Below are 20,509 nucleotides of genomic sequence, written 5' to 3'. Positions count from 1 at the left end.
GTCCGGGTTGTGGTCGCGACGAGAAACTGTCGGGGGAACGGGGCATAATGTCGCAAATGGGGAAAATGAGAACACGGAATCTTGTCCTTGGCTTGGTAGCGCTGGTGATGACTGGTTCGCTGACGGCCTGCGATGACGGCCGCGCCGGTGCGGAAACTGCAGCGAAGCAGCTCGCCTCCTCTCTGGGCGCGCTCGACGTCGGTTCACTCACCGTCGAGGGCAAGGATGCCGCTGCGGCCAACGATGAACTCAAAGCGGTGTTTGAGGGACTCGACGCGAAGCCCTCGGTCCAGTCGGGTGAGGTGAAGCTCGACGGCGAGACAGCGACCTTCCCGTTGAACTACAGCTGGAACATCGGCTCGGCCAAATGGGAGTACAGCTCCCAGGCCACGTTGAAAAAGTCCGGTGACAAGTGGGCCGTTCGATGGAATCCCCAGCTCCTCGCGCCGGAGCTCTCGGATGGCGAGACCCTCTCCGTTAAGACGGTCCCTGCCCAGCGCGGACAGATCCTCGGCGCCGGGGATGCTCCGATTGTGGAAGACCGCCCTGTATTCCGCGTTGGAATCGACAAGACCAAGCTTCCCGCCGATCAGGCGGATACCTCCGCACGGGCAATGGCTGCTTTGCTCGGCCTTGATCCTGAAGAGTACGCCAAGCAGGTGGCAGCCTCGGGCCCGCAGGCTTTTGTTGAAGGCATCGTCCTCCGCGCATATACCCCTGAAATTACCGAAGCAAAGATCAATGCCATTCCGGGTGGGGTGAGCATCCTGGACTCCATGGCTTTGGCGCCGACACGCACGTTCGCCCGGGCCCTGTTGGGAAGTGTGGGTCAGGCTAGTGCCGAGCAGATCGAAAAGTCCAACGGCGCCTTGCGGGCCGGTGACACCACGGGAACCGGTGGCCTTCAGCAGAAATACGATTCGCTGTTGCGTGGCAAGGATGGTGTGGAGATAGTCGCTAAGCAGGAGGCGAAGTCCCAAGGCGAGACCCCTGCTACCAAAGTATTCTTCTCGTCGCTCCCCGCGCCCGGAACAACGCTCAAGACCACCCTTGACCTGAAGCTGCAGCAACTGGCCGAAGAAACGCTTGCCGGGGTAGAGCCGGCGTCAGCCATTGTTGCTCTCAAGCCCTCCACTGGAGCTGTCCTCGCGGCCGCATCCGGCCCTGGCAGCAACGGTTACAACACTGCGATGCTCGGGCAATACGCTCCGGGCTCGACGTTCAAGATCGTCGATTCCCTGGCACTGTTCCGCAACGGCGCCACGCCTGATTCCAAGGTCGAATGCACCCCGACCCTGACCGTTGATGGCAGGACCTTCAAGAACGCCGAAGGCTACCCGGAGAGCTCCTTGGGCTCGGTGGCCCTGCGGGATGCTTTTGCACACTCCTGCAACACCGCGTTCATCAATGCCCGTGACACTGTTAGCCAGGACCAGCTTGAATCCGCGGCCATGGCACTGGGCATTGCCGTGGAAGCGCCCAAACTCGGGGCCGACGCCTTCCTCGGTTCCGTCCCCGGTGCAGCCGAAGGCACCGAACATGCAGCATCGATGATCGGCCAAGGGAAGGTGCTCTTCTCGCCATTATCTGCGGCCATCATGGCGGCCTCCGTCGCCAACGGCGCTCCGGTCTCGCCTCAACTGGTTTTGAACGCTGATGCGCAGAACTCCAGTGCTGGAGCGATGCCTACGGAAAGTGGCAGCGCACCGCCGTCGTCAGCTTCCGCCAGCACCGCGCCAGCCTCGCCGGCGTCTACCAAGCCAATTACCAAGGAGGAGGCCGCCGCGCTCTCCGACATGATGCGGGCAGTGGTGACCTCCGGACACGCAGGATTCCTCGCCCAGGTACCCGGTGCACCGGTCGGGGCAAAAACGGGAACCGCAGAGTTCGGCAATGACGATCCGCCCAAGACGCACGCATGGATCGTTGCGGTCCACGGAGACCTGGCGGTTGCGGTGTTCGTGGAAGACGGCGGCCTGGGTGCGACCACCAGCGGGCCGTTGTTGAAGTCGTTCCTCACCGCCGCCGGCTAACTCGGGAGAAGCTATGGACAGCAGCACGCAGTGCGTTGTGGTTGGCGGAGGGCCGGCCGGGATTGTGCTTGGCTTGCTGCTGGCCCGTGCCGGCGTGGAAGTCACAGTGCTGGAGAAACACGCCGACTTCCTGCGGGATTTCCGCGGCGACACTGTGCACGCCTCCACCATTCGCCTCCTCGACGAACTGGGGTTGGGTGAAGGGTTCCGCCAGCTCCCCCAGAGCAAGCTCGGAAATTTCCGGCTGCCCGCACGGACCGGGGACTCTGTGGTCCTTGCCGATTTCGGGCTCCTCAGGGCGCCCTACAACTACGTGGCCATGGTTCCCCAGTGGGACTTGCTGAACTTCCTTGTGGAAGCAGCCAGGCAGGAACCCACCTTCACGCTCCGGATGAACACCGAGGCCACAGAGCTTCTGCGTGAGGAGTCCGGGGTTGTTTCGGGCGTGGCGTACAGAAACCGGGATCCTTTGACTGGCGAGATTGTGGGGACGGGCGAACTGAAGGCTGCCTTGACGGTGGGATGTGACGGCCGTGGTTCCGTGCTTCGTGCGCGGGCCGGTCTGGTCCCGCGCGAGTTTCCGGTGCCGTTCGATACGTGGTGGTTCCGGCTTCCGAGGAACGCCGATGAGAGGGAACCCGTGGCGTCGATTTCGCCCAGTTTCGGGACTTCGGACGTTCTGTTGAGTTTGACGCGGAAGGATTTCCATCAGATCGCCTACCTTGCGGCGAAGGGCCTCGACCCCAAGCTGCGGGCGGAAGGCGTTGAGGCGTTCCGCACACGCGTTGCCAGGTTGCGGCCAGATCTTGCCGACCGCGTGGACAACATCCGATCCATGGATGATCTCCACCTGCTGGACGTGAAACTCAACCGTTTACCCCAATGGCATAAGCCGGGACTCCTACTGATTGGGGATGCGGCCCATGCGATGTCACCCGCCGGTGGTGTGGGGATCAACCTGGCGGTGCAGGATGCCGTCGCAGCGGCCCGGATCATTGCGTCACCGCTGCTGAGCAAAACACTCGACGACCATCACCTCGCTGCCGTCCAGAAGCGGCGGTGGCCGCCAACCCTGATCGTGCAGACATTTCAGCGGGTGCTGCATCGCGTTGTCTTCGCACAGGTCATGGCGGGTAAGGAGCCCAAGCCGCCCAAGCTACTGCTCTTTGTAGTCCGTAAATTCCCAGCTTTCCGGAAGTTGCCTGCGCGGATGATTGCCTTCGGCCCACGCCCCGAGCACGCCCCGCAGTTTGCCCGGCGAAAGCCGGACGCTTAGCCCGCTTAGGCACCCGCGCCACGTTCCGCCGTCGAGCCTTAATACCTGGCCGTGGGAAGATTGGGCGGTGGCCCATATTGACGTTTCCGGCATCGACTACTTCCTCTCCGACGGCACCCAGCTGCTCAACGGCGTGACCTTCAAGGTGCCTGACGGCACCAAGACCGCGCTGATTGGACCCAACGGAACCGGCAAAACGACGCTGTTCAAGATCATTTCCGGCGATCTCACACCGGACGAAGGCGTTGTTGGCCGATCCGGGAACATGGGCATCATGCGGCAGTTCGTGGGCCAGGTCCGGGACGAATCAACCGTCCGGGATCTGCTGGTTTCCACGGCCCAAGCCGGCCTGGCGGCAGCTGCCAAGGCGGTTGAAGAGGCGGAACTCGCCATGATGGAGCACGACGACGAACCCACCCAAATGAAGTACGCCCAGGCGATCGTGGACTGGGGAGACGCCGGCGGTTACGACGTCGAGACCGTTTGGGACGAAGTCTGCATGGCGGCTTTGGGGATATCCTTCGACAAAGCACAGTTCCGCCGCGCCTCGACGCTGTCCGGTGGCGAGCAGAAACGCCTCGTGTTGGAAGCCCTGTTTGCGGGTCCGGATGAACTGCTGCTTCTGGACGAACCAGACAACTACCTTGACGTCCCCGGTAAGCGCTGGCTCGAATCCAAGCTCAACGAATCCAAGAAGACCGTGCTGTTCATCAGCCACGACCGCGAGCTGCTCAACAACGCCGCCGGACGAATCGTGACGCTTGAACCCGGCATCAATGGTGCCGGTGCGTGGATCCACGGTGGCGGTTTCGGCTCGTATGTAGAGGCGCGCGCCGACAGGAACGCCCGGTTCGAGGAACTCCGCAAGCGCTGGGACGAGGAGCATGTGAAGCTCAAAGAACTCGTCAACATGTACAAGAACAAGGCCGCGTTCCGGTCTGACATGGCCAACAGGTACCAGGCAGCGCAAACCCGTCTTGCAAAGTTCCTGGAGGCCGGACCACCCGAGGCCCTGCCCATTGAGCAGAATGTGAAAATGCGCCTCAAAGGTGGGCGAACCGCCAAGCGCGCAGTCGTGGCGGAGAAGCTTGAACTGACAGGCCTCATGAAGCCGTTCTCCACGGAGATCTGGTTTGGTGATCGTGTAGGCGTGTTGGGCTCCAACGGTTCCGGCAAGAGCCATTTCCTTCGCTTGCTCGCTACGGGTGGCACCGATCCCGAGCGGGAGCACTTGCCGGTATCGGACGTTGTCATAGCTGAAGTTCCGCATGAAGGAACTGTGAAATTGGGTGCCCGCATCCGGCCCGGCTTCTTCGCGCAGACACACGTTCGCCCTGATTTGCTGGGCCGGACCTTGTTGGAGATCCTGCACCGGGGAGACGAACACCGATCGGGCCTGCCGCGCGAAGCCGCCGCTGGCGCCTTGGACTCGTACGGATTGGCTGGCCAGTCGGAACAGAAGTACGAGTCATTGTCCGGTGGCCAGCAGGCGCGTTTTCAGATCCTGCTGCTGCAGCTTTCCGGAGCCACGTTGTTGCTCCTTGACGAGCCAACCGACAACCTGGATCTGCACTCCGGCGAGGCTTTGGAGCGGGCAATCGATGCTTTTGAGGGAACCGTCCTGGCTGTCACCCACGACCGTTGGTTCGCCAAGTCCTTTGACCGCTTCCTGATCTTCGGCTCCGACGGCAAGGTCTACGAGTCCGAGGAACCCGTATGGGATGAGAAACGAGTGGAGCGCGCCCGCTAATCCGCACGCTCTCTCACATCATGGCCCTTTACGCCCGATGCTCTCTCAGTTGATGAGAGAGCATTCGGGTTTAAGGGTTGGGATGTGAGAGAGCATTCGGGTTTAAGGGTTGGGATGTGAGAGAGCATCTGTGATCAAATGATCAGATTGAGTGATCATCTGGGCATACGGTTGATACCTTTGAAGCATGGGAACTGCTGACCGCCACCGGCTCATTGGCGAGCTGCTGCGTAAACGCGAAAAAGCATCGGTGGACGAGCTGGTCGCCGCAACGGGAGCATCGGGCGCCACGATCCGTCGAGACCTTGAGATCCTCGCTGCCAATGGAGTGCTGAAGCGGGTGCACGGCGGCGCCCGCAGCCTGGTAGCGCGCGGCGACAACCCCGGCTATGGGCAGCGCGAACTGGAAGAACACGATGCGAAGCTCAAAATAGCAGCGGCTGTTGATGCGCTGCTGAAGGACCGCGAGCATGTGTGGCTGGACAGCGGATCCACCGCCACCGAGATCGCGCGTCGGCTGGGCCAGCGGGAACTTACAGTGATGCCGATGTCATTGCACGGCGTTGAGGCGCTAATGCACACCAAGCAAGGCCGCAGGCCGGAGCTCATTCTCCCCGGAGGCAGCCTCATTCCCGGCGAGAGGTCCTTCCGCGGACCCATGACCGAAGCGAACATCCGCTCGCTGCGGTTCGACACCGCCGTCGTCACGCCATGCGCGCTGAATCTTAAGGACGGACTGCTGGCCCACGACCTGGACGACGCCGCGGTGAAGCGCGCCGGCCTGGAATCGGCGTCGCGGGTGATAGTGGCCTGCTCCGGCAGCAAGTGGAATGCCAGCGCGGTGGCCTTGGTTGCCGACATGGAGGCTGTGGACGTCATCGTGACAGACCTGAAGCCATCCGTTGAAGATCTTGTCCGGCTCGACAAACTCTCCGTGGAAGTTGTGATTGCATGACCACCAGCACCAGAAGCACCACCAACGTCAACGCAGCGGCCGTGGCGACGTTCTTGATCTTCGCCATGAACGGTTTGGTATTTGCCAGCTGGGCCGCACGCATTCCAGCCGTTACGGAGGCCCTCAGCCTGACGTCCGGTCAAATGGGCACGCTTTTGCTTTGCACCGCCGTCGGTTCATTGGTGGCTTTGCCGTCCGCTGGCTGGGTGGTGGGCAGGATCGGCACCGCGAATACGGTCCGTGTGGCCGGTATTGTGGCGGGCGCTGCCGGTGCGGCCATCGCGTTCTCCCTGATGGCAGCGTCCGTTCCGGCTACGGCCATGGCGCTCTTCTTCTTTGGCATCGGCATCGGCCTGTGGGACGTGGCCCAGAACATCGAAGGGGCCGACGTCGAACACCGGCTCCAGCGCACCATCATGCCGCAGTTCCATGCCGCGTTCAGCGGCGGTGCGTTTGTGGGCGCCTTGATTGGCGCAGGACTCTCGCAACTTGGTGTCGGCCTGCCGGAGCATTTGCTCGTGATCGCCGCCCTTGCTGTTGTCCTCGTGCTGACCGTAGCGCGGTACTTCCTGCCGCACGAGGCTGCAGTGGTTGAAACGCTCGACGACGGTGCGCCGGCTCCCAAGGGACCCACCGCTTGGCGGGACGGCCGGACCATACTCATCGGTGTGGTGGTTTTGGGTGCGACGCTCACGGAAGGGGCCGGAAACGACTGGATTGCAAAGGCCGCCGTTGACGGCCAGGGTGCCTCCGAAGCGACCGGTGCACTGCTCTTTGCGCTCTTCGTTGCGGCTATGACCGGGATGCGGTTCCTCGGCGGCAAAGTCATTGACAGGTTCGGCCGAGTGGCAGTACTACGTGCCAGCATGGCCGCCGCAGCGCTGGGCCTGGGGTTGTTCGTCTTTGCCGGAAACGTGGTGTTGGCCGGCGTTGGTGCTGCACTCTGGGGCGTTGGTGCCGCGCTTGCGTTCCCCATGGGCATGTCCGCTGCCGCTGATGATCCGAAGCACGCGGCAGCCCGGGTTTCCGTGGTCTCCACCATTGGCTACGTCGCGTTTTTGGCCGGCCCGCCGCTCCTGGGTTACCTTGGCGACCTCACCGGGATCCACATGGCGCTGCTGGCCATCATTGCGCCTATTTTGGTTGCCTTGCTGCTTGCTGGCGTCGCAAAACCCTTGCGCGCCAAATAGTCTCCCCGCCAGCGGTTTCATTCTCTTGGATACATATATTGCGCATAGGCCACCACAACAGGAGAACCACGCCGGCGGCAAGGCAGGCACCGCCCAGGACATCGCTTAACCAGTGGGCAGACAAGTATGTCCTGCTGACCATCATGGCGAGTATCCCAAGAACAGCCAGCACTTTCGCCCAGTGCCGGCCGATCAGCAAAGCCATGACAACGAGGAAGGCCGTGGTCGCAGAAACATGCCCCGACGGGTATGAACCGGTATCTGTGAGCACCTTGGCGCCTTGGGGCCGATTCCGCCCAACAACGGCCTTAGCCAGTTGCGTGAGTGCAAGGGCAGAAAGACCGGCAAGTGCGGAGAAGGCGGCAGCCCTGGGGCGTCGCCAGATAAGTAGCGTGACCGCCAGAACTACGTGAAACACCAGCATGCCCACATAGCCAGCCCAGTTGAGCACCACGTTTACTGCATCCCAGAAAGGGGCGTGCAGTGTGAATGAATAGGCCTGCCACGTTGTATCAATTCTGTCGAAGGCGGGTTCCCCTTGACCGGTGACGAGGAAGGCGCCCGGAACTGCGAACCCGCATAGCAAAAGCAAAGCAGGCGTGATGATCTGCCAACTTGGCCGTTGGCGCGGGCGCAGGACGCGGATCATGCACTCATCGTAGCCACGGGCGGTCGCATGGGGTGTTTGTACGTCTCGGTACGCCGCCCGGGTCCTGCCGATGGGTGCGCGCTACTGTGGTGGAATGCGAGGTTTCCTGGGCAAGGGCCCCAAACACGTGGCAAGATTCGATCAGTTCCTGCTCAGGGCGGTTTCGCGCCAGCCGCAAGGCGAACATGATGATTTCTTCCGACGGCTCTCAGCAGCGGCCACCAAGGGAAAGCTGTGGTTCGGCATCGCGGGATTCATGGCCACGGTTCCAGGAAAACCGAGGAGAGCAGCCCTGCATGGACTGCTTGCGTTGGGCGTGGCCTCCGGGGTTACTAACCTCATTTTCAAAACGGCGCTCCCGCGGAGGCGGCCTTTGCCGGAACACCTGCCCATTTTCAGGTTTGTACACCCCCAGCCGGTCAGTTCCTCCATGCCGTCCGGACACTCAGCTTCGGCCGTGGCTTTTGCGGTGGGAGCAGGGATGGTTTCGCCTGCCTTGGGCGCCGTCCTCGCGCCCATCGCAGCGGGCGTTGCCTACTCGCGTGTGCACACAGGGGCCCACTGGCCATCGGACGTGGTGTTTGGTTCTGCCCTTGGCGCGGGTGCTGCCCTGCTGACGCGCAAGTGGTGGCCGGCCAAACCTGAAGAGCCCAAGCCCCGACGAACGCCGGCGGAAGCTCCAGCGATTTCCGACGGCGAGGGGCTGAGTATTGCGGTCAACGTCTTGGGCGGTTCCTACTCCCCCGAAACCAGCGAGCTTCTGAAAGCTGTATTCCCTAAGGCGCATATTCATGAAATTGCTGAGGGAGAGGAGGTAGCCGCTGAAATTGAAGCAGCAGCTACCCGGCGGGGCACCGTTGCGCTTGGCGTGTGGGGTGGTGACGGGACGGTTGGCTCAGCGGCGGCAACCGCCGTCGAGCATTCCCTGCCTTTGCTGGTTTTGCCCGGCGGCACCCTCAACCACTTTGCCCGTGACCTCGGAACGGGTTCGATTGACGACGCAATCGAGGCTGTCACCCAAGGACAGGCCGCCTTTGTGGATTTCGGGCATGTTGCCGTCCAGCGCGGCCTGCCTGACAACCCCGAGACCAGCGAGATTGCCATGCTGAATACGGCCAGCGTTGGAGTGTATCCGAACCTTGTGCGCCGCCGTGAGCGCCTGCAGCCCGCCATGGGTAAACCGTTGGCCAGCGTGGTGGCATCGCTGCGAACGTTCGGCGTGAACTCACCCACCACGCTCTTGGTGAACGGCGTGAAACATAAGCTATGGATCCTGTATCTGGGGCGCGGAAGGTACTACCCAAGCGACCACGCTCCGCTTCGACGCCCTGTGTTGGACGATGGCCTCTTCGATCTCCGCATGATCACGGCGGACGAACCGTTTGCCCGCGCCCGCTTGCTCTGGGCGGTGGTCACAGGCACAGTTGCTGCTTCAAAAGTCACTCATTTGACCGAGGCAACCACCGTCACCGTTGAGGCGATTGGCCAACCTTTGGTCCTGGCCGTGGACGGTGAACCGAAGCCGGGCGTCCGGAGCGCCGTGTTCACTGTCAAGAGGCGTGAGCTCCGCGTGTACTCGCCACTGCCCGCGGACTAGGGACGCCAGGTTCACGGCGTCATCCGCGAGGACTACCCTGACTGAACCCTGAATCATCCCTGAGACAGGCGATTTCCGCTCCCTCCGTGACTAGCGTTGTCAGTACAGTCAAAAACTCATCTGCACTCACATGTGCTCCGAGGAGGGAACGCTTCCATGATCGAAGCAAAAGGCCTGACGAAGGTCTACGGCGAGAAGACCGCCGTAGGCGGTGTCAGTTTCACTGTCCAAGCCGGACGGGTGACGGGCTTCCTGGGCCCGAACGGAGCCGGCAAGTCCACCACGATGCGCATGATCATGGGACTGGACACTCCCACCGCCGGTTCGGTGACCGTGAACGGTGAGCCGTTCGCCAAGCACGTTGCGCCGCTGCGTGAAATCGGTGCCCTGTTGGACGCCAAGGCCGTCCATACGAGTCGAACGGCGTACAACCACCTGCTGGCGATGGCCGCGACGCACAGCATCCCCAAGAGCCGGGTGCGGGAGGTCATAGAGATGACCGGGCTGGGGGAAGTCGCCAAGAAGAAGGTGAAGGGTTTCTCGCTCGGTATGGGTCAGCGCCTCGGCATTGCCGCAGCGCTGCTGGGCGATCCGCAGACCATCATCCTGGACGAACCCGTCAACGGACTGGATCCGGAAGGCGTGGTCTGGGTTCGCAACCTGGTCAAGTACCTTGCTTCCGAGGGCCGTACTGTCTTCCTGTCCAGCCACCTCATGAGTGAGATGGCGTTGACGGCTGATCATTTGATCGTGATCGGACGCGGCAAGATTATCGCGGATGCACCCATCGCAGAGATCATCACCGGCAAAGGCCAGGCCCGCACCCGGGTCCGAACGGACCAGCCGGAGCGCCTCATGCAACTGCTCGCCGGAACGGGCGTCTCCGTGGAAGTCCACGAGCGGGAGTTGCTGGAAGTTTCGGGTTTGGATCCGCGCGGCATCGCCCGAACGGCCCTGGACAACCAGATCATGGTCTACGAGTTGACCCCGCTCCAGGCAAGCCTCGAAGAGGCATACATGGAGTTGACCAAGGATGAGGTCGAATACCACTCGCATATCACCGCCGGGGCCTCGGTTCCCGTTCAGGCCGGAGGGAAATAGACATGAGCACCACCACTTTGGACCGCAGGTCCATGCGTAACTCCGTCGGTCCGGGACCGGCGTTCCACCGCGTACTGAACTCCGAGTTCATCAAGTTCCGCACGCTGTTGTCCACGCTGATTCTCCTGGCTTCCACCGGGCTGGTTATGGTTGGCTTCGCAGCACTTTCGGCCTGGGGAACGGGACAGTTCGCCGAACAGGCGGCACGGGATCCTGAAGCGGCCGCAGCCATTGCTGCCCAGGGCGGAGACATCGCAGTTACTATTCCCACCTCCGGCATCGCATTCGCCCAGCTCATCCTCGGTTCATTGGGCGTCCTGCTGATGAGTTCCGAATTCACCACTGGAATGGCGCGCTCCACCTTCGCTGCCGTCCCGAAGCGACTCTCGCCGTTCCTGGCCAAGTTGATCGTGGTGATGGTCAGCGCCTTCCTTTTGACTGCGGTATCCACCTTCATTGCGGGCCTCGTGTCACTCCCGATCGTGGACAACTACGATCTCAAGCTGGATCTGGGTAGCTCGCAGTCCATCAAGCTTTTGCTGGTCAACAGCATCTACGTGGCAGCCGTGGCCGCAATTGGTATGGCGCTCGGAACCATTGTCCGCAACTCGGCCGGAGGCATCATGAGCCTGGTGGGCCTGTTCTTTGTGGCACCGATTGCCTTCCAGCTCATTCCTGGCGACTTCTTCGTGGAGGCGCGTAAGTACCTTCCGGGTAACACCATCAACCCGATGACCGCCGTCGAGCATGTTCCGGACACGCTGGAAGTCTGGCAGGCGGCCCTGGTTCTCGGCGCATGGGTGGTAGTGCCCGTGGCCTTGGCGATGGTCCTTTTGAACAAGCGGGATGTGTGAGCCGTCTAGGCTCAATCCATGAGTGAAGTTCCACAAGTGAAGGACGCGCCGGCTGCCACAGCGGACGCGTCCTTTGCTGAAATTGCCCAGCGCCGCCGGGGCCGTATCCGGCGGTACTTTTTTGAGCGTCCGCGTGCGATGGATGCTGTGGTGGTCCTCTGCTACGTGTTGTTGGCGTTGCCCACCATCATTGCCTCGATCATCGAGGGCAAGTGGCTCGTTGTCGGGCTCCTGCTTCTGATTGCGACTGTGCTGATATTCCGCCGTCGCTATCCGCTTCAGGTTGTTGCCGCCGTCGCGATTCTGGAAGTCCTGGCCACCGTCCTGAATCCGTGGGGCTCGAACGTCTCCGCGGGCTTGTGGTTTGCTCTTTACGCGGTCGCGACAACCCGGAAGCGGCCAATTTCGCTGGTGGTGTTTGGCGCTGCGAGCCTGCCGCTGAGCCTGTTGTACCTCTTCATGTGGACAAGTCCCAGCACGATGAACACTCTGCAGGACGTCCCGGAGAACTTCCACCTCATCAACAACATCGCCACAGCGGTGACCATCATGTTGTCCAACCTGCTGGCCACGGGCATAGGTATCTCGGTCAGGCAACGGCGTGAGCATGAGGCCGAGATCGCGGCATGGGCTGCCCGGACAACGCAATTGGGCAAGGTCACCGAGCGCAACAGGATTGCACGCGAAATGCACGACGTCGTGGCTCACTCGTTGACGGTGATGATCAGTTTGTCGGACGGTGCGGCAGTGGTGGTCAAGAAGGATCCCGACCGCGCCGGCGACGTCCTGGGTGAGCTTTCCCGAACGGGCAGGGCTGCGCTTGCGGACATGCGCCGGGTCCTTGGAGTCCTCCGCGACGATTCCGGCCGACCGGCGCCCCTGACGCCGCTTGAGTCCGGGCTTAATCTGACCAAGCTCCTGGACGGATTCCGCACGGCCGGCCTGCCGCTGCACTACGCGCACACGGGGCCCGCGCTCCCGGCAGACCCGGCATTCGAGCTCACCGTTTACAGGATCGTGCAGGAATCGCTCACCAATGTACTCCGTTATGGCCGCTCCCTCAGCCGAGTGGATGTGCAGGTGGCCCGCGAGGGTGATTTCGTCACCATTGACGTGCTCGACGACGGCCGGGGAACCCGGGAGGGTGGCGAGTCAGTGGACAGCCTGGGCACGCGGCAGGGCATAGCTGGAATGCGTGAACGGGCAGGAATCTATGCTGGAATCGTTAGTGCCGGTCCAAGCAAGAGGGGAGGCTGGGCGGTCCACGCCGAGCTGCACTGGAACGGCGAAAAGGGGGAATAGTGGTAGAGAACGGCGTCATCAAGATTCTGCTGGTGGATGACCAGCCGCTGCTGAGGATGGGCTTTCGGCTGATCCTTGAAGGTGAAGAGAACTTCCGTGTGGTGGGCGAGGCATCGGACGGGAACGAGGCCGTCCGGCAGGTTCAGGAGCTGCAGCCGGATGTGGTGCTTATGGACGTCCGTATGCCCACTATGGATGGTATTGAAGCCACGCGCCGCATTTCGGACTCCGGCTCCGAAACGCGGGTCATCATCCTCACCACGTTTGACCTGGACGAATACGCCTTCTCGGGGCTGCAAGCGGGCGCTTCCGCTTTCCTGCTCAAGGATGTTGCCCCGGTGGAACTGGTGCACGCTGTTCGGCTCGTGGCCAGCGGGGATGCCGTTGTGGCTCCCCGGGTGACGCAGAGGCTGTTGGAGACGTACGTGCGCGGCACCGCCGTACCTGGCCAGTCTCCCGGCCCACACCGCGATCCGTTGTTGGACGATCTCACTCCACGCGAGACCGAGATCCTCACCACCATCGCCGAAGGGCTCTCCAACGCGGAGATAGCCCACAAGTTCTTCCTTTCCGAGGCCACTGTGAAGACCCATGTCCGCCGGATCCTCAGCAAGCTGCAACTGAGGGATCGTGTGCAGGTTGTGGTGTACGCGTACGAGACCGGACTTGTTGTGCCGAGCAACCCGGATTACTGAGGGACCTGTTTCTTCCATCGGGTCGCCATTGGTTCCGGCGAATACATAACGTGCAACATATGCATTAACAAATGTTTTTAATGACCATGCGCGGTGATTCTGTGTTACCTTCGTCACTACAGACGCCCTCCTTGGCACCCTCAGCTCGGATGTCCTCAGGCGTACCGTTCGCATCTGTCATTAACCGGAGACACCACATGGAACCCTCAGCACCTCTGCAACTGGACCATCTACCTGACGCCCCCACCTCTCCCGCCGAAACCGGGCTGCGCCGTACGATGGGTCCGCGGCACCTCATCATGATCGCGATGGGAGGTGTCATCGGATCGGGCTTGTTCCTAAGTTCGGGCTACACGATTTCCCAGGCAGGCCCTCTCGGCGCCGTCATTGCCTACCTGGTGGGCGCATTCGTGGTCTATCTGGTGATGGCCTGCCTTGGAGAACTCGCGATCGCCTACCCGGTGTCAGGCGCATTCCACATTTATGCCGCACGATCCATCGGTCCGGCCACGGGGTTCACCACGGCTTGGCTCTATTGGCTTTGCTGGGCCGTCGCGATCGGCTCTGAGTTCACAGCGTCAGGCCTGCTCATGCAGCGATGGTTCCCTGATGTCGAAGTTTGGGTGTGGTGCGTCGTATTTGCAGCAGTCCTTTTCGGATTCAATGCAATATCCTCCCGGTTCTTCGGAGAATCTGAATTCTGGTTCTCCATCGTTAAAGTGGGGGCGATCATTGCGCTGATCGTCCTTGGCGGCGCTGCACTCTTTGGATTCCAGCCGCTCGCGGAATCCGGTAACCATCCGTTCCTCTTTGAGAACTTCAACACCTCAGGCGGGCTCTTTCCCAACGGCTTCTCCGGAGTCCTGGTTACAGCCCTGGCAGTCTTCTATGCCTTCTCCGGATCCGAACTCATCGGCGTTGCTGCCGGTGAAACCACCGATCCTGCGCGGAACATCCCCAAGGCCATGCGTAGCACCGTCGTCCGCCTCCTGATCTTCTTCGTCGGTGCCATTGCCGTCATCGCAGCGACTGTTCCCTACGATCAGGTGGGACTGGATGAGAGTCCGTTCGTCACGGTGTTCTCCTCAGTGGGCATCCCCTATGCGGCTGACATCATGAACTTCGTCATCATCACGGCACTGTTGTCCGCCGGAAACAGCGGGCTTTTCTCCTGTGCACGCATGCTTTACTCGCTGTCCGATGAGGGACACGCGCCAAAAGCCCTCAAGCGATTGACGCGGCGCGGGATTCCCCTTGTTGCTCTTTCCGTCAGCATGATTGGCGGGCTGGCCTCGCTGGTCAGCAGCGTGGTTGCCCCGGAAACGGTGTACCTGGCCCTCGTTTCCGTGGCCGGATTCGCGGTGGTAGGTGTATGGATGTCAATCACGGCATCACACTTCTTCCACCGCCGGGCCTTCGTCCGAAATGGCGGGCAGGTGGCCGACCTTGCTTACAAGGCCCCGTTCTTCCCGCTGGTTCCCATCCTGGCATTCACTCTTTGCCTGATCTCACTGGTTGGAATCGCGTTCGATCCAAATCAGGTTGCTGCTCTGTACTTCGGTATTCCGTTCGTGGCCGCCTGCTACATCTACTTCCACTTCAGGCACGGACGCCCGGCGGTTAGGCAACTCCCCTGATTAATCAGGCAAAGGGCTTCACGGGCCGGACTTTCAGAGAGTCCAGCCCGTGAGGCCCTCAGGGTCTCGACCAAGGGACCTGATTCTTACCGCTGACATGGGCGTGCGAGAATGGCGTGAGCGCTTGGTGGAAGGAGCGGGTTTCGTGGAATTGTCACCGGAGGCGTCGTCTTTGGCACAGGGGCTTCGTCTCGTTCGGTTGGTTACTGACCGCGAAAAACAAGGCCGTCAGCTACTTGGCGTATCCCAGCTCGCGGCTGAGTTGGACATGGAGCAGAGCCGGGTTTCCCGATTGGCCCAGGAATTGTGCGATTTGGGGCTCCTTGAGCGGCTGGAGCGTGGACCGTTCCGTGCGGGACCGCGGTTCTTCAGCCTGGCTGCCTCCCTCAATGTTGGCTGGGTCCATGATTCGCGGGCAGAACTGGAAGAGCTGGTCTCATCTTTGGGGCTAAGGTCCCGGCTGTCAGTGCGCGACGGCGTCCGGGTTCTGTTATTGCGCTCGTCCACTAACAACTCGGTCCTGGGCGGGTTCGCCAAGCCCGGAATGGTCACACCGGTTTGGTGTACGGGCTCCGGGAGGGCGCTGCTGTGGGACCATTCCCAGCGTGAACTGGAAGCCCTGCTCAGGGATGTCAACTTCATTGGTGTTGGCGGGCCCGCTGCAGCCCATTCCGAAGCGGAAGTCGCCGCCCTCATGGAGCGCGACAGGCCCCAGGGTTTTGTATTAGCGGCCGAGGAGTTCGAGCACGGTGTGTGGGAACTGGCCGTACCTGTTCGGGATCCCGCGGGCGGCATCCTTGCGGCGCTCAGTGTTTTGGGCACCCGCTCCGATCTTGAGAAGGCGGCGCCCCAACTGGCCCCAGTTCTCCATTCGGCAGCGCACCGGCTCGGTTCCGCATCCGGTACTTAGGTTCAGGGCCTATTCAGGGGTTATGAAAGCCGTCCACCCACCATGGACTCAAGCCATGCCTGCCAGGAGTGGAGTGCAGTTGCGTATGTTTCGCGGTGCGGCTCAATCCGAGATTTGGGTCCAACAATCTGAAGGGCTGCGGCAACCTCCCCCTTGAAGTCGCGTATGGGGGCGGCCAGTGAGTAAAGTCCCGGCTCGGCTTCTTCATCCACGATCGAGTATCCCCGTGCGCGGGCATCATTGAGCCGCGCCAGGAAATCCTCCACGGAGGATGGCGTATTGGGTCCGTGTTTCACGAACTCAACAGACTCGAAGATCCTGCGGATTTCTCCGTCCGGGGCATCCCACAGAAGTGCTTGGCCGGCGTCGCTGCAATATGCGGGATAAGGACGTCCGAGCCACGATCCAACAAGGTTGGCACTGGCAGGCACTTGTTCGCCAATGGTGACAGTACTGTTTCCGCTGAGCACGCCAAGAAAGCATGCTTCATTGGTTTCGGATGCAAGGCCCTCCAGGGCGGTTAGACCGTCAGTCTTCAGCCGTTGTTCAGTGACCAGCTGCGCGTCCGTCAGGATGGTCCAACCCAGGCTGTATTTCCTGTGATCCCTGCGGGCCAGGAAACCCTCCTGCAAGGCGCCCTTGAGGCTTCGCGAGACTTGGCTGCGGTCCTTGTCCATGTCGGCCGCGACGTCGGCGACCGTCCCGCCGTCGTATCCTTGCGCGTGACGGGCCCCGACCGCAAGGATGGCCATCATGCCGCGGCCCATGCTTGAGGTCTTTGACATGGATTGATTCTAGCTATTGGCCGAAGGCCCCGGGACCCGCCCTGACGGCGGGCCCGGATGGGGGGTCCTAGTGGATGGCGAAAACCCTGGCCGGAAAACCGCTGCCTTCCAAGGGCTTGGCCCATGTAGCCACCAGGACGCCGCCTGCCTCGGGCACGTTGTCCAGGTTGGCAAGAAGTTCAATCTGCCATTTGTCGTGGGCCAGGACATAAGTTTCCAGGCTGAAGTCCTGTTGGGAAGTGGCGACGCCGGGATCAGTGTCCGTTTGTTCGTGGCCCACGGCAGCCACGGCTCGGTTCTCGATCAGATACTCCAGAACTTCCTGCGACCAGCCGGGGGTGTGGCTGACGCCGGCTTTGTCCCTGTTTGCCATTGCTTGGGCATCGGGCCAACGGTGGCTCCAGCCAGTGCGGAGCGCCACGAATGAACCTTCCAGGATGCGCCCGTTCCTCTCCTCCCACCCCTGAACGTCGGCGAGTGTTGGGGTGGCGTCTTCATCGAGGCGAACACGGTCACTGATATTCAGAACAACCAAGGGCAAGAGCATTTCTTCCACGGGTATCTGGTCGAGCGTTCGGCCACCCCGGACAAAATGCGACGGCGGATCCACATGGGTCCCCCATTGCCCGACTATCGAGTACCTGTGGGCAGTAAAGCCGTCCCCCTTTTCCATGTCGAAGAGGGCTTCACGGGACTCATCCGGAAAGGCCGCGAAGCGCGGTTGACCCGGGTGGAACGCATGCGTGAGATCGGTGTACGTCCTGCCTTGGAGCAGGGGCGCGAGCTGTTGCCATAACTGCGAATTCATCAAGCAACCCGGCTTTCCACTGCAGGAGCGTGGGCGCTGCTGGAGACACTCAGTGGTCCGGAGACTTCAATGACGGGCACTTCCCACGGGTGGATATCCACGATCTGCTGGACCAGCTGGTGAACCGCCTGGTCGGAGAGCGAATCATCGAAGTATGTGGTGAAGACAAATGTTGGCGAGATGGTTCTCTGCCCCACGCTGCCTAGTGTCGGGTTGGCACCTTCGGCGACGGTGAAGCCCTCGAACCCTGCTGAGGACTCGAAGACGTGGTGGTAGTTTCCGAAGCCGCCCAGTTCCGGGGTTTCGGTAAGTGCTTGGAGTAGCGATGCGATGCCTGCGTCGGACTCCAAGGCGTCCAGGTCGCCGCTGGCCAGCTGGGTCATGGTCTCAAGCGGGATGGGCCAGTGGATGCGCAGCTTTCGGACGGCTTTCAGTTCAATGTTCATGGGGCAATGCCTTCCTGGGGTGTGCTTACTGGGAGCAATGGTGGCACAACGTGACGAGCATTACAAGCATATGAAAATGTTTATATTGCATACTCGAGGCTATGGGCCGAGGAGGTCCCACTTTCATAGGCGCGCCACAGATTCAGCATGTACAAGGCACAGTGGGCGCGCGTTTGATGGATGCATGACTTCCCCTCAACAGCACCGGCCGACACCTGATGGTTCAGAACAGCCCCACCCAAACCACGATCGCGGCCTCGAATTCGACCTCTCCACGCTCCTGAACCGCCGACGCACGTTGGGCGTCCTGTTCGGTGCCGGGACGGCAGCAGCACTGGCTGCCTGTACGCCGGGTGCGGGAGGCGGCCCTGCCCCGGCGTCGTCGTCTTCCAGTGCCACGGCCACCCCAACGGAAAGTACGACGGCGGCCGGAACGCCTTCCCCCACAAGTACCGTGACGCGCGCACTCGCCGAATGCGGAGTCGAGATGCCGGAGGAAACGCTAGGCCCCTATCCCGGCGACGGTTCCAATGGACCGAATGTGCTCGAGGCATCAGGAGTGGTTCGAAAGGACATCACGTCCAGTTTCGGAAGCTCCACAACAAAGGCGACAGGCGTCCCGCTGACTTTCACCCTCACTCTCCTGGACAACGCCAACGGTTGCTCGCCGCTGGCAGGCGCGGCGGTCTATGCCTGGCACTGCGATCAGAACGGAAAGTATTCCCTATACGACTCGGGGCTGAAGAACGAGAACTATTTGCGCGGCGTCCAGGAGGCCGACAGCAACGGCCAAGTCTCGTTCAGCACCATTTACCCCGGTGCTTACAGCGGTCGATGGCCTCATATTCACTTTGAGGTATTTGAATCCATGAGCAACACTTCTGCCGCTGGCCAGGTGTTGGCAGTTTCCCAGATCGCCCTGGCTGAGGACGCGTGCAAGGACGTCTACGGCTCGTCGGGATATGAGTCGAGTGCCCGCAACTTCGCGAAAAGCACCCTGGCAGGGGACAACGTCTTTGGTGACGATGGAGGCATATATCAGCTGGCCACGATGTCTGGCTCGGTCCAGGGAGGCTACACAGCCGCGCTGAACGTCACCGTCTGACACAAAGCGATCGAAGAGCGCAGCTAGACTCGGGGGCATGCCTTCGAATGCCCCCGCAGCAGTTGACCACATCCAGGACCTCGGCGCGTACGTTTCGGCTTCGCCGTCCAGCTTCCATGCAGTGCACGAGGCTGGCAGGCGGCTTGATGGCGCCGGCTTCACCGCACTGGATGAACTGCAGCCGTGGGAAGGTGGCGCGGGTAAGTTCTATGTCATCCGCGATGGCGCCCTGATCGCGTGGGTCATTCCCGAAAGTGCCGGACCAACCACGGGCTTCAACATCCTGGGTGCCCACACGGACTCCCCTTCTTTCAAACTGAAGCCAAAGCCCACCACAGGCAAGTTCGGTTGGCTGCAGGCCGGCGTCGAGGTCTACGGCGGGCCGCTCCTTAACTCTTGGCTGGACCGCGAGCTGCAACTGGCCGGCCGCTTGGTGCTACGCGACGGCACGCAGCACCTGACTGCAACCGGCCCCCTCCTGCGGTTCCCGCAACTGGCCATCCACTTGGATCGTGGGGTTAATGACAATGGCCTCCTCCTGTCCAAGCAGCAGCACATGAACCCGGTTTTCGGGCTGGGTGATCCGGCCAACGAAGATCTTTTGGGCCTGCTTGCCGAGCGACTCGAGGGCATCACCGTTGATCCTGCAGACATCGGGGGTTACGACGTCGTGGTGGCGGACACGCAGGCACCTGCGGTTTTCGGCGCCAAGGGTGAGTTCTTCGCCTCGGGCCGCTTGGACAATCTTTCTTCGACGCACGCTGGCTTGGTGGCCTTGATTGAGCATGCGAAAGCAGGGCGGAAAGATGGCCCCATCGCGGTCCTGGCGGCGTTCGACCATGAAGAGATCGGTTCCAACTCGCGCTCCGGTGCTTGCGGGCCCATCCTTGAGGACGTTCTGACTCGTATCTCCGATGGTCTTGGCGCCTCGGTGAGCCAACGGCGGCAGTCCCTGGCGGCGTCGTTCTGTGTTTCTGCGGATGCCGGCCACGCCGTTCACCCGAACTACGCCGAGAGGCATGATCCAGTCAACCGTCCGGTACTCAACGGTGGACCGCTGTTGAAGATCAACGCCAACCAGCGTTATGCCACCGACGCCACGGGAGCTGCGCTTTGGGCGCGGCTGTGCGGGGAAGCAAATGTGCCGTACCAGGAATATGTCTCCAACAATGACCTTCCGTGCGGTTCCACCATCGGTCCACTGACCGCGACGCGGCTGGGGATAAGGACAGTCGATGTCGGCATCCCCCTGCTGTCCATGCATTCGGCACGGGAGTTGTGTGGCGTCGAGGACCCGCTTCGTTTGGCTTCTGTGGCGGAGCTGTTCTACCGAACCGACGCCTGATTTTCCGAGGCACGCCGACAAGGCCTCAAAGAGTCATTTCAGGGGCGTTTCCAAAGTTTTCTATAGGAAAC

Annotated in this window: 18 protein-coding genes; 14 read left to right on the top strand and 4 right to left on the bottom strand. The window is 61.5% G+C overall.

Going from position 1 to position 20,509, the window contains the following annotated elements; genetic code table 11:
* The first annotated feature begins 56 nt into the window (after positions 1 to 56).
* The 5 genes from ACZ5G6_RS23350 (at position 57) to ACZ5G6_RS23330 (ending at position 7,204) form a co-directional block, all read left to right on the top strand.
* Entirely contained in the window at positions 57 to 2,033 is a 1,977-nt protein-coding gene (locus ACZ5G6_RS23350) for a penicillin-binding transpeptidase domain-containing protein (RefSeq protein WP_498688530.1), read from the top strand.
* A gap of 13 nt (positions 2,034 to 2,046) precedes the next feature.
* Positions 2,047 to 3,309 (top strand): FAD-dependent oxidoreductase, encoded by a 1,263-nt coding sequence (locus ACZ5G6_RS23345; RefSeq protein WP_498688528.1) that lies wholly within the window; start codon positions 2,047 to 2,049, stop codon positions 3,307 to 3,309.
* 67 nt (positions 3,310 to 3,376) lie between these two features.
* On the top strand, positions 3,377 to 5,059 hold the full coding sequence (locus tag ACZ5G6_RS23340; protein WP_223935158.1) for an ABC-F family ATP-binding cassette domain-containing protein: 1,683 nt from the start codon (positions 3,377 to 3,379) through the stop codon (positions 5,057 to 5,059).
* A 187-nt stretch (positions 5,060 to 5,246) separates the two neighbouring features.
* On the top strand, positions 5,247 to 6,014 hold the full coding sequence (locus ACZ5G6_RS23335) for a DeoR/GlpR family DNA-binding transcription regulator (protein ID WP_498688526.1): 768 nt from the start codon (positions 5,247 to 5,249) through the stop codon (positions 6,012 to 6,014).
* Positions 6,011 to 7,204, top strand: a complete 1,194-nt coding sequence (locus ACZ5G6_RS23330) for an MFS transporter (protein ID WP_498688524.1) — start codon at positions 6,011 to 6,013, stop codon at positions 7,202 to 7,204. The genes ACZ5G6_RS23335 and ACZ5G6_RS23330 overlap by 4 nt, the downstream gene beginning before the upstream one ends.
* Here ACZ5G6_RS23330 and ACZ5G6_RS23325 read toward each other — a convergent pair.
* A complete protein-coding gene (locus tag ACZ5G6_RS23325; protein ID WP_498688522.1) occupies positions 7,149 to 7,853 on the bottom strand; it encodes a phosphatase PAP2 family protein in 705 nt (234 codons plus the stop codon). The genes ACZ5G6_RS23330 and ACZ5G6_RS23325 overlap by 56 nt on opposite strands.
* A 94-nt stretch (positions 7,854 to 7,947) precedes the next feature.
* On the opposite strand from ACZ5G6_RS23325, the gene ACZ5G6_RS23320 reads away from it, so the two are divergent.
* The 7 genes from ACZ5G6_RS23320 (at position 7,948) to ACZ5G6_RS23290 (ending at position 15,949) form a co-directional block, all read left to right on the top strand.
* Positions 7,948 to 9,450, top strand: coding sequence for a bifunctional phosphatase PAP2/diacylglycerol kinase family protein (locus ACZ5G6_RS23320; RefSeq protein ID WP_498688520.1), 1,503 nt, complete (start codon positions 7,948 to 7,950; stop codon positions 9,448 to 9,450).
* A gap of 156 nt (positions 9,451 to 9,606) precedes the next feature.
* On the top strand, positions 9,607 to 10,551 hold the full coding sequence (locus ACZ5G6_RS23315; RefSeq protein ID WP_223935153.1) for an ABC transporter ATP-binding protein: 945 nt from the start codon (positions 9,607 to 9,609) through the stop codon (positions 10,549 to 10,551).
* Between the two features lie 2 nt (positions 10,552 to 10,553).
* Positions 10,554 to 11,405, top strand: a complete 852-nt coding sequence (locus tag ACZ5G6_RS23310; RefSeq protein WP_223935152.1) for an ABC transporter permease — start codon at positions 10,554 to 10,556, stop codon at positions 11,403 to 11,405.
* Between the two features lie 18 nt (positions 11,406 to 11,423).
* Positions 11,424 to 12,707 carry a sensor histidine kinase gene (locus ACZ5G6_RS23305; protein ID WP_498688514.1) on the top strand — a complete coding sequence of 428 codons (1,284 nt, stop codon included), beginning with the start codon at positions 11,424 to 11,426 and terminating at the stop codon, positions 12,705 to 12,707.
* 56 nt (positions 12,708 to 12,763) lie between these two features.
* Positions 12,764 to 13,402: a response regulator gene (locus ACZ5G6_RS23300; RefSeq protein ID WP_498692003.1), complete on the top strand. Its 639-nt coding sequence runs from the start codon at positions 12,764 to 12,766 to the stop codon at positions 13,400 to 13,402.
* Positions 13,403 to 13,599: 197 nt separating this feature from the next.
* Positions 13,600 to 15,039, top strand: a complete 1,440-nt coding sequence (locus ACZ5G6_RS23295; RefSeq protein ID WP_223935149.1) for an amino acid permease — start codon at positions 13,600 to 13,602, stop codon at positions 15,037 to 15,039.
* Between the two features lie 145 nt (positions 15,040 to 15,184).
* Positions 15,185 to 15,949 (top strand): IclR family transcriptional regulator, encoded by a 765-nt coding sequence (locus ACZ5G6_RS23290; RefSeq protein ID WP_223935148.1) that lies wholly within the window; start codon positions 15,185 to 15,187, stop codon positions 15,947 to 15,949.
* 20 nt (positions 15,950 to 15,969) lie between these two features.
* Here ACZ5G6_RS23290 and ACZ5G6_RS23285 read toward each other — a convergent pair whose 3' ends face one another.
* From ACZ5G6_RS23285 to ACZ5G6_RS23275, 3 genes are all read right to left on the bottom strand, one after another.
* Positions 15,970 to 16,734, bottom strand: coding sequence for an IclR family transcriptional regulator (locus tag ACZ5G6_RS23285; protein WP_498688511.1), 765 nt, complete (start codon positions 16,732 to 16,734; stop codon positions 15,970 to 15,972).
* A 67-nt stretch (positions 16,735 to 16,801) separates the two neighbouring features.
* The gene (locus tag ACZ5G6_RS23280) at positions 16,802 to 17,542 is read right to left on the bottom strand and encodes a cyclase family protein (RefSeq protein WP_498692002.1); all 741 of its coding nucleotides are present in this window, start codon (positions 17,540 to 17,542) and stop codon (positions 16,802 to 16,804) included.
* Positions 17,542 to 17,988, bottom strand: coding sequence for a hypothetical protein (locus ACZ5G6_RS23275; RefSeq protein ID WP_498688509.1), 447 nt, complete (start codon positions 17,986 to 17,988; stop codon positions 17,542 to 17,544). Before ACZ5G6_RS23275 ends, ACZ5G6_RS23280 begins: the two co-directional genes overlap by 1 nt.
* 184 nt (positions 17,989 to 18,172) lie before the next feature.
* Here ACZ5G6_RS23275 and ACZ5G6_RS23270 point away from each other — a divergent pair, with 184 nt between their 5' ends.
* On the top strand, positions 18,173 to 19,093 hold the full coding sequence (locus tag ACZ5G6_RS23270) for an intradiol ring-cleavage dioxygenase (protein ID WP_498688507.1): 921 nt from the start codon (positions 18,173 to 18,175) through the stop codon (positions 19,091 to 19,093).
* 37 nt (positions 19,094 to 19,130) lie between these two features.
* Positions 19,131 to 20,438: a M18 family aminopeptidase gene (locus tag ACZ5G6_RS23265; RefSeq protein ID WP_498688505.1), complete on the top strand. Its 1,308-nt coding sequence runs from the start codon at positions 19,131 to 19,133 to the stop codon at positions 20,436 to 20,438.
* Positions 20,439 to 20,509 lie beyond the last annotated feature (71 nt).

The organism is Arthrobacter sp. TmtSoilC51 (genome assembly GCF_055388015.1).
This window is presented reverse-complemented; position numbering and strand designations above follow the sequence as displayed.

Bases quoted from the DNA above. Each gene is read 5' to 3' on its own strand.
- ACZ5G6_RS23350 (WP_498688530.1), top strand. From the start codon at position 57: ATGGGGAAAATGAGAACACGGAATCTTGTCCTTGGCTTGGTAGCGCTG.
- ACZ5G6_RS23345 (WP_498688528.1), top strand. From the start codon at position 2,047: ATGGACAGCAGCACGCAGTGCGTTGTGGTTGGCGGAGGGCCGGCCGGG.
- ACZ5G6_RS23335 (WP_498688526.1), top strand. From the start codon at position 5,247: ATGGGAACTGCTGACCGCCACCGGCTCATTGGCGAGCTGCTGCGTAAA.
- ACZ5G6_RS23330 (WP_498688524.1), top strand. From the start codon at position 6,011: ATGACCACCAGCACCAGAAGCACCACCAACGTCAACGCAGCGGCCGTG.
- ACZ5G6_RS23325 (WP_498688522.1), bottom strand. From the start codon at position 7,853: ATGATCCGCGTCCTGCGCCCGCGCCAACGGCCAAGTTGGCAGATCATC.
- ACZ5G6_RS23320 (WP_498688520.1), top strand. From the start codon at position 7,948: ATGCGAGGTTTCCTGGGCAAGGGCCCCAAACACGTGGCAAGATTCGAT.
- ACZ5G6_RS23315 (WP_223935153.1), top strand. From the start codon at position 9,607: ATGATCGAAGCAAAAGGCCTGACGAAGGTCTACGGCGAGAAGACCGCC.
- ACZ5G6_RS23310 (WP_223935152.1), top strand. From the start codon at position 10,554: ATGAGCACCACCACTTTGGACCGCAGGTCCATGCGTAACTCCGTCGGT.
- ACZ5G6_RS23305 (WP_498688514.1), top strand. From the start codon at position 11,424: ATGAGTGAAGTTCCACAAGTGAAGGACGCGCCGGCTGCCACAGCGGAC.
- ACZ5G6_RS23300 (WP_498692003.1), top strand. From the start codon at position 12,764: ATGGGCTTTCGGCTGATCCTTGAAGGTGAAGAGAACTTCCGTGTGGTG.
- ACZ5G6_RS23295 (WP_223935149.1), top strand. From the start codon at position 13,600: ATGGAACCCTCAGCACCTCTGCAACTGGACCATCTACCTGACGCCCCC.
- ACZ5G6_RS23285 (WP_498688511.1), bottom strand. From the start codon at position 16,734: ATGTCAAAGACCTCAAGCATGGGCCGCGGCATGATGGCCATCCTTGCG.
- ACZ5G6_RS23280 (WP_498692002.1), bottom strand. From the start codon at position 17,542: ATGAATTCGCAGTTATGGCAACAGCTCGCGCCCCTGCTCCAAGGCAGG.
- ACZ5G6_RS23275 (WP_498688509.1), bottom strand. From the start codon at position 17,988: ATGAACATTGAACTGAAAGCCGTCCGAAAGCTGCGCATCCACTGGCCC.
- ACZ5G6_RS23270 (WP_498688507.1), top strand. From the start codon at position 18,173: ATGACTTCCCCTCAACAGCACCGGCCGACACCTGATGGTTCAGAACAG.
- ACZ5G6_RS23265 (WP_498688505.1), top strand. From the start codon at position 19,131: ATGCCTTCGAATGCCCCCGCAGCAGTTGACCACATCCAGGACCTCGGC.